This window comes from Micromonospora sp. NPDC020750, assembly GCF_044334565.1.
In the GTDB taxonomy this organism is placed as follows: Bacteria; Actinomycetota; Actinomycetes; order Mycobacteriales; family Micromonosporaceae; genus Micromonospora.
Window position 1 is genome coordinate 84,501 of sequence record NZ_JBIRTH010000014.1, and the last position, 8,049, is coordinate 92,549.

4 protein-coding genes are annotated in these 8,049 nt (G+C 72.4%); 1 reads left to right on the forward strand and 3 read right to left on the reverse strand.

Annotated features, from left to right (window positions below; translation table 11 throughout):
* Window positions 1-276: 276 nt before the first annotated feature.
* The 3 genes from pulA to ACH4T9_RS30070 all read right to left on the reverse strand — a co-directional run bounded on the left by pulA (window position 277) and on the right by ACH4T9_RS30070 (window position 7,123).
* Window positions 277-5,778: a pullulanase-type alpha-1,6-glucosidase gene (gene pulA, locus ACH4T9_RS30060; RefSeq protein WP_396674663.1), complete on the reverse strand. Its 5,502-nt coding sequence runs from the start codon at window positions 5,776-5,778 to the stop codon at window positions 277-279.
* Window positions 5,779-5,990: 212 nt separating this feature from the next.
* A complete protein-coding gene (locus tag ACH4T9_RS30065) occupies window positions 5,991-6,380 on the reverse strand; it encodes a hypothetical protein (protein ID WP_396674665.1) in 390 nt (129 codons plus the stop codon).
* Window positions 6,381-6,457: 77 nt separating this feature from the next.
* Entirely contained in the window at window positions 6,458-7,123 is a 666-nt protein-coding gene (locus ACH4T9_RS30070) for a hypothetical protein (protein WP_396674667.1), read from the reverse strand.
* 69 nt (window positions 7,124-7,192) lie between these two features.
* On the opposite strand from ACH4T9_RS30070, the gene ACH4T9_RS30075 reads away from it, so the two are divergent.
* Window positions 7,193-7,372, forward strand: a complete 180-nt coding sequence (locus tag ACH4T9_RS30075; protein ID WP_396674675.1) for a hypothetical protein — start codon at window positions 7,193-7,195, stop codon at window positions 7,370-7,372.
* The last annotated feature ends 677 nt before the right edge of the window (window positions 7,373-8,049 follow it).

Sequence of the window (8,049 nt, forward strand, 5' to 3'; positions counted from 1 at the left end):
CAACGACGGCACAGTCCGCCTCGACGACGAATCCATCGTCATCGACAACGACCCCACCAACTGCACCGGCCACATCCCCAACTGCTTCGCCTGACGGCAGGCAGGGCTGGTAGCCGGCAACGGTGACACCGGCCACGGGCAGTCCACCGGCCCCGCTCGGAAAGGATCCGCACACGGATCCCACCGGGCGGGGCCGGCGGCCGTTCCCGGTGCGGACGGCCGGACACGGGCCGGCCCCCTTCCGCCACGGACGGAAGGGGGCCGGTCGGTCGACGGCTACCTCTGGACGAAGACCGCCACGCTGCGCGCCGGCACCGTGAAGGTGCCGGTGCCCCGGTCGAACGACGCGGTGCGCAGCACCGGGTCGGCGGAGGCCCTCAGCACCGGGTGCAGCGCCACGTCCGCCCCGCGCAGCCCGGCGACCCGCTGCCGCGCCGCCTCGGGGGTGGCGTTGAAGACGACGGTCACCGACCGCCACTTCCCGTCGATCCCGCGGGCATCGATGGTCATGGTGAGCACGCCCGGGGTCTCAGCGGTGCCGGAGAGCGGGAAGGCGACCCGCTTCTGCACCTGGTCGGCGGTGGCCAGCCCGAACACCGGCGAGGACTCGCGGATGCGCAGCAGCTCCGCGTACCGGGCATCGGCCAGGTCGATTGCCGCGCAGCCCGGCACCAGCGACGGATCGGCCAGCAGCGGCTTCGCGTACGGCCACTTGTCCTGGTTGTCCGCCGCCGGCGGGAGGCCGGCACCGAAGCCGTTGCCATCGGCACAGTCCCAGCGGATCTGGTTGAACCAGTCACCGGAGTTGTACGAGTTGCGGTCCAGCGACTTCGAGCGCAGCCGCTCCGAGCCGGCCGTCACGAACCCGGTCCCCTGGCCCATCACCACCGTGGAGAGGGCGAGCACCTGCATCCGAGCCCGGTCCGCCGCCGAGGTGGCCTGCGGCAGCTTGTACGCCAACGCGTCGTACAGGATCTCGTTGTCGTGCGCGTCGACGTAGGTGACCGCCTCCCCCGGCGCGGCGGTGTAGCCGGCGGGCGAGCCGTTGTAGTCGACCTGGCCGCCGGTGACCTGCCGGCCGGCCGAGTCGGTGAACCGGTAGCCGCGCAGGTTGCCCGTCAGCCCGACCTTGATCAGGTCGTGGGCGTGCAGCAGCCGGGCCTTCTGCTCGGCCGCCGACCCGTTCACCGGGTCGCCGTTGGGGTCGGTGAACAGGCCCGACGCGAAGCCCTGCACCCGCGGGTTCGGGTCGAACGGCCCGCCGCCGCGCACCGCGTCACGGAGCCGGTCGTTGAACGTGCCGATCCCGGTCCCCGCCATGTTCGCCTGGGTGGCCTGCACGAACCGGGCGTCGTCGGCCACCTCGCCGAAGTTCCAGCCCTCGCCGTACAGCAGGATCTTCTGCCCGTCCACGCCGTCGCGGGCGACGGTGAGCCGGTCCAGGGCGGCCCGCACGGCCAGGATGTTCGCCTTCGGGTGGTGGCCCATCAGGTCGAACCGGAACCCGTCCACCTTGTACTGCTTCGCCCAGGTGACCAGGGAGTCGACCACCAGCTTGCCCATCATGGCGTGCTCGGGGGCGGTGTTCGCGCAGCAGGTCGAGTTGGCGACCGTACCGTCGGACAGCAGCCGGTGGTAGTAGCCCGGCACGACCTGGTCGAGCACCGACTTGCCGTCGGTGCCCGATGCCGACGTGTGGTTGTAGACCACGTCCATGACCACCCGCAGGCCGGCGCCGTTGACCCCGGCGACCATCTGGCGGAACTCGGTGGTCCGCTTCGCCCCGGCCGGGTCGACGGCGTAGCCGCCCTCCGGCACGGTGTAGTGCAGCGGGTCGTACCCCCAGTTGTAGCCGTCGGACTCCGCCACCGCCGCCACGCACTTCTGCTGCTCGTCGGAGTCCGGGGGCAGCTTCGCCAGGTCACAGGCCGGCTGCCGCTGGTCGGCCCGGCGCTCGGGGATGGTGGCGAAGTCGAACGCCGGCAGCAGGTGCAGGTAGTCGACCCCGGCGCCGCCGAGCGCCCTCAGGTGCCTCATCCCGGCCGTGTCCGGGTCGGTGAAGGCGAGGTAGGTGCCCCGCCGCTCGGCCGGCACGGTGCTGTCGGCGATGGAGAAGTCCCGGACGGAGACCTCCTGGACCTGCGCCTTCGCGGCGGGCGGCGCGGCAGGCTTGCGCAGGTTCGCCCACCCCTTCGGGGCCAGCGCCGGGTCGGCCAGGTCGACGACCTGGCTGTGCGTGGAGTCCGGCGCGAGCGCCACCGAGTACGGGTCGGTCACCGAGGCGGTGACCACCTTCTGCGCCGCCGGCTGCCACGCCTCGACCCGGTACCGGTAGTACTTCCCGGTCCAGCCCCGGTCGCCGCGCGCCGACCAGACGCCGGTGCGGTCGTCGCGGCGCATCGACACGGTGCGCGGCGCGGCGGTCGGCGAGTCGAACAGTTCCAGCGCCACCGTCCGCGCGGTGGGCGCCCACACCGCGAGGGTGGGCACCCCGCCGGCGAAGGTCGCCCCGAGCCTCGCGTCGGTGGCGGCGGCGTAGACGTCGTCGAGCACGCCCGGGACCTGCACCCCGGTCGCGCCGAGCAGCGCGCCCCGCGCGTCCCGCTCGGTCACCACGAGCTGCCCGCGCAACGCCGCCGGGACCTTCGCCAGGTCGCTCCGGTCCAGGCTGAACGCCTGGTACGCCCACAGGTGCGGGTGCTTCGCGCGCTGGGCCTCGGTGAGCCCGTTGCGCTGCGCCCGCAGCGGCAACGTGGTGTACGTCCCGGACAGCTCCCCGTCGACGACGCTCAGCCCGCCGGCCGGGGCGGCCGCCAGGGCGTACGTCCGGCCGTCGGTGGGCCCGGCCTGCCAGGCCACGGTGGACCGGTCGATCCACTGTGCCTTCTGCTGGGTGATGTCCACGTCCCTGGACGCCCCGGACGAGGTCGACGGCAGCAGCCGGCCCGGCGTGCCGGCGAGCAGCCACACCTCCCGGCCTGCCGCGGCGAAGTCGAGCCGCTGGTCGTCCGGCAGGTCCTTGGCGTCGCCGTTGTGGATGATGTAGCTCAGCCCGGTGGCCCCGGCCGCCAACGGCACCCGGAAGACCGCGCCGAACGCGTCGGTCCGCTCCGGCTTGAGCGGGGCGGACCACTCGGTCGGGTTGGCCGCGCCGTCCCACAGGTGCAGGCCCCAGCCGTCGTAGCTGTTGTCGGCCCGGCGGTAGTGGATCAGCGCGGTGCCCTCGTCGACCGGCGGATCCGGCTCGCCGGTGGCCGCCTGCCGGGTCGGGTAGAGCGCGGCGTCGCCCTGTTTCACCCACACCTCGCCGGTCCGCGTGACGTCGATGGTCCGGTCGTTGGCGACGTCCTTGTTCCCGTCCGAGTCGACGACCAGGAAGCCGACCGACTTCGCGCCCGGCTTCAGCTTCACCCAGGCGAACCGGCCGAACGAGTCCTCGCCGGCGAACGGCTGCCCCTTCGGCCACTCGGTGACGTACGCGGGGTCGATGTCGCCCCAGGCGTACAGGCCCCAGTCGTCGTACCCGCCGGCCGGGCGCTGGTAGTGCACCACCGCCCAGTCCCGCGACGCGCCCTGCGCCGGGGTACCGACGGTGGCGGTGGAGCGGGTGCTCGCGGTGCGCCCCCTGCCGTCGCGGACGACGGCCTTGTACTCGATCCTCGTGCCGCCGGCCAGGCCGGTCAGGTCGTGGTGCACGGTGTACGGGGCCCGGTGGGCGCTGCCCAGCAGCGTCCACCTGCCGCCGGCGACCCGGGCGGCGACGGTGACGGTGGCCAGCGGATCGCCGGTGACCTGGGCGGTGACGGCGGCGCGGGTGGCGACCGGGGCGTCCGGGGCGGGGGCGGTGATGCCGATCGACGGCTTCGCGTCGGCCTGCGGGATCGCCTGGCCGGCCCGGTACACCACGGCGGACAGCGCCGGCACGGTCACGGCAAGCCTGCCGTCGGCCCTGGCGGTCGCGGTCGCCGCGCCGCCGTAGATCCCGGCGAAGGCCGCCCCGGCCGACCAGGTGTCCACGGTGACGGTCTGCGCGGTACCGGCGTTGTTCACGGCGACGACGTACTCGGTGCGGCGCTTCGGGTCGATCCGGGAGAAGGCGAAGACACCGGGGCCGTCGGCGGCGTACCGGGTGACCTGGACGCCGTCGCGCAGCGCCGGGTGGGCCTGCCGGAGCCGACCCAGCTCGGCGATGGTGCGGTAGAGCGGGTGCGTCGGGTCGAACTGGTCGCCGGCGTGGGTGCGGTCGGTCCCGATCAGGTCGTCGTCGAGGTAGTCGGGCACCTTCGACGCGAACATGTCCTGCCGGGCGTCCTTGTCGCCGCCCGGGCCGGTGAAGCCCTGCTCGTCGCCGGAGTACACCACCGGCTGGCCCCGGGTGAGGAACATGAGCTGGTGGGCGAGCTGGTCGCGGCGTAGCTGCGCGGCGTCGTCGCCGCCGGAGGCCGCGATGAACGAGCCGATCCGGCCCATGTCGTGGTTGCCGAGGAAGGTGGTCAGCCGGTTGGCGTCGGTGTCCCGGGAGGCGTAGAGGTCGTCGCGGGCGTACACGTCGGCGAGCGTTTTCGCGGAGCCGTCGGCGGCGGTGTAGCCCCGGGCCGCCTCCTGGAACGCGAAGTCGAGGGTGGCCGGCAGGCCGCCGCGCCGCACATAACTGGAGGTGATCTCCGGATCTGCACTGTAGACCTCGCCGAACATGAAGAAGTCCTTCTTTCCGGCGGCTTCGGCGGCCCGCTGGATGCCCCTGCTGAACTGCGGCCAGAACTCCAGGTTGGTGTGTTTGACGGTGTCGAGGCGGAACCCGTCGACGCCGGTGCCGCCGATCCAGTCGCCGTAGACCTTGGTCAGGCCGCGCACCACCTCGGGGCGCTCGGTCCACAGGTCGTCCAGGCCGTAGAAGTCGCCGTACTCGCTGTTCTCGCCGGAGAAGGTCGAGTCGCCCCGGTTGTGGTACATGGTGGCGTCGTTGAGCCACGCCGGGACCTTGGCCTTCGCGTCGGCCGGGGTGTCGAAGGCCGGGGTGTACGGGAAGGAGCCGGCGTTCACCTTCGGGAAGTCCCGGTTGCCGTCGGCGTAGTTCCGGTCCTCGAAGGCCCGCCCGCGCGCGTCGGTGTACGGCGCGGTCTTCTTGTCGATGTACGCGTACTTGCCCTCGGCGTACTTGATGACGTCGGCGGTGTGGTTGACGATGACGTCGAGGTACACCTTGATGCCCCGCTGGTGCGAGAGCTTGACCAGCTTCTTCAGCTCCTCATTGGTGCCGAAGTGCGGGTCGACCTGGGTGAAGTCGGTGATCCAGTAGCCGTGGTAGCCGGCCGACACGTCCGCGCCTGCGCCCTGCACGGGCCGGTTCTTGAAGATCGGGGCGAGCCAGATCGCCGTGGTGCCGAGCCCCTGGATGTAGTCGAGCTTGTCCAGCACCCCCTTGAGGTCGCCGCCGTGGTAGAAGCCCTTGTCCTTGGGGTCGAGGCCGGTCTTCAGCCGGTCCCCGGCGAGCCCACCGGAATCGTTGCGCGGGTCGCCGTTGGCGAACCGGTCTGGCAGGACGAAGTAGAACTGCTCGGCGCGGGCGTCGCCGGAGCCTGCCTTCAGCAGGGCCTCGACGGAGGGTTCGGAGCGCCACTGCACCGCCCCGGCGGCGGCGAGAGGGTCGGTGCCGGTCGGGTTCGGGGCGGCCTCGGCGGCGAGCTGGTGCGCGGCGACGGGGGTGCCGACGAGGGCGAGTGTGAGGGTGGAGACCAAGGCGAGCAACGCCTTACGGGACATCGGCGAGCGTTTCATCGACGGCCTTCCTCTGGTCGTGATTCGCCCGCACGCTAGCCCTTGCCGAAAGGTTCTGCAATACCTTGCAAACGAGAGCGCAACAATGCCGACATCTTGCAAGCACCGACTCACGGCTGGACGCCATCGCGGGCGCCGGGCGCGGGCGGCGGCAGCCGGCAGCGACCGGGCCCGGCTGCGGCCCCCGGCGGGAACCTTGCGGCTCGGCGGGATCAGGCGATGCGGATGACCGTGCAGATGGCGGGGCCCTTGTCGGTGCGGCGCAGCAGATACCGGTAGCGCTCGCCGGGCACCCGCCGCCCCTGGCTGTCCAGGAACTCCCACTCCACGGCCACCTCGATGAGCAGCGCGGAGACCCGCTGCACGTCCTCGATCAGGGCGTTGGCCGCCACCAGCTCGCGCTCCTGGTAGTCCGGGGCCGCGCCGACGAAGGAGAGCGCCACCGCGGCCGGGGAGACGAACGAGAAACTGTAGGTGTCGGCGACCACCAGCCCGGGCAGGGCGTAGCAGCCGGCCACGGCCGCCACGTCACCGGTGGTGAGCGCGGCGCCGTACCGGTCGAAGAAGTCGGTCAGCGCGTCGAGATCGGCGGGGGCTGTCACGAGGACTGTCAATTGCCACCCGGCCGCCCTGGCAAACCGGCCCAGGGCGGCGCCCCGGCGGGCGACGCCGCCGTCGCTCAGCGTTGCGGGATGTGTACCTCGATCTCGGCGCCGAGCTGGGCCCCGGCGGCCAGGCCGAGGTCGTCGCCGCTCCAGAACCGGCCCGGGTCGTACCAGTTCGGCCGGCGGCCCGCCGGCAGCAGGCCCATCGCCTCGTAGGTCACCGCGACCACCTCGGCGCAGTACGCCGTCTCCAGCGCCCGGTCGCCTACCGCGACGTCGCCGGGGGCGTCCCGCCGGGCCGGCAGGGGCAGCCGCACCCGTGGCATCCGGCCCCGCGCCCAGCGCCAGGCGAGCTGGGCGGTGGAGGGGAACGGAGTGCCGTCGAGGCGGGCGACGGTACGCAGCACCGCCTTCTCCATCTCCGCGTCGGCGGACGGTTCGAGCTGCCGGAGCCAGGCCCGCTGGCCGTACCGGTTGGCCCAGACGCAGACCGCGTTTCGCAGGTCGTGCAGCTGCACCCCGCGCTGATGGGTGCCGGTCCACATGTCCGGCAGCGACCGGCCCAACTCGGCGTGCCACATCAGCGGCGGCATGTCGTCCAGCACCACCGCCATGCCGACGTGGTTGACCGGGCTGTTGGTGGTGAACTGGATGGCGCGGTCGGGCGCGCTACGGCCCCGGAACACCCACACGTCGCCGGTTCGGGTCAACTCCACGGCCTCGTCCAGGCTGATGCTCATACCCTCACCCCGGCACCGTCGGCGCTCTGTTCGCTCATGGGGGTCTACCCTAAGCGGATGCGGCAAGGGATGCGGTGGTGGAAGGTGCTCGGGCTGGCTGGTCTCGCTGGTGTCGCCGCGACCGGGGTGGTCGTCGCCCGGGCGGAACGGCGGCGGCGGGCGTACACCCCGGAGGAGATCCGGGCCCGGCTGCGCGACCGGCACGCGGAGGCCGGCGCCCCCGGCACCGGCCCCGACACCCCCGCCTGAGCCCTCCGGCCCCTCGGCCCGTTCCCCAACGGTGCTCTGCACCACCGCCTCAGGCGGGTCACCCCTTGGGGTGCGCGCCCACCCCGGCCGCGAGGTTTCGCCGGGCACTTCCGGTCCCGGGCATCCGGTCCGGCACCCACAGGTCGTGTCAATCAAGAGGTTTGTGTCGGAATTCCCGCTTTTGACGGGGGCCGGAGGCAAGGCAGCATCCGTCGTCGCCGGCCGGCGGTGATACCTGTTCGGCCCCCTTTGCTCTGCTGCCCTCCGTGCAACGCTCACGGAGCGTGGCCGATGCTTCCTGCCGTCCGCCCGTGTTGGCCCGCGGCTTGAAGCGGATGCGCGGCGCCGGTGTTGCGGTGACGGCAGCAGAGCAAAGGGACCGGGGGCACTCCGGCTTGAGGCGGCCGGAACCCGTCTGCAGCAGCCAGCTTCGTCGGTGGTGGCGGTCGGCCATCCTGCCTGCCATCGACCCGGCAAGCCGAGCAGAAGGCAGCCCGCCGTACTGACCACGCCCCGGTCTCACCCCGTTGATCAAGTGTTTTGTGTCGGATTTCGCCGTTTTGATGTGGGCCTCTTGATCGTCGGGATGGTGGGTGGTTTGGGGTGGGGTGTCCGGTGGTCGGGGTCACCGTGGGGGTGGAATCGGTGGGGGGTCGGGGGCGTTGTACATGGTTCAC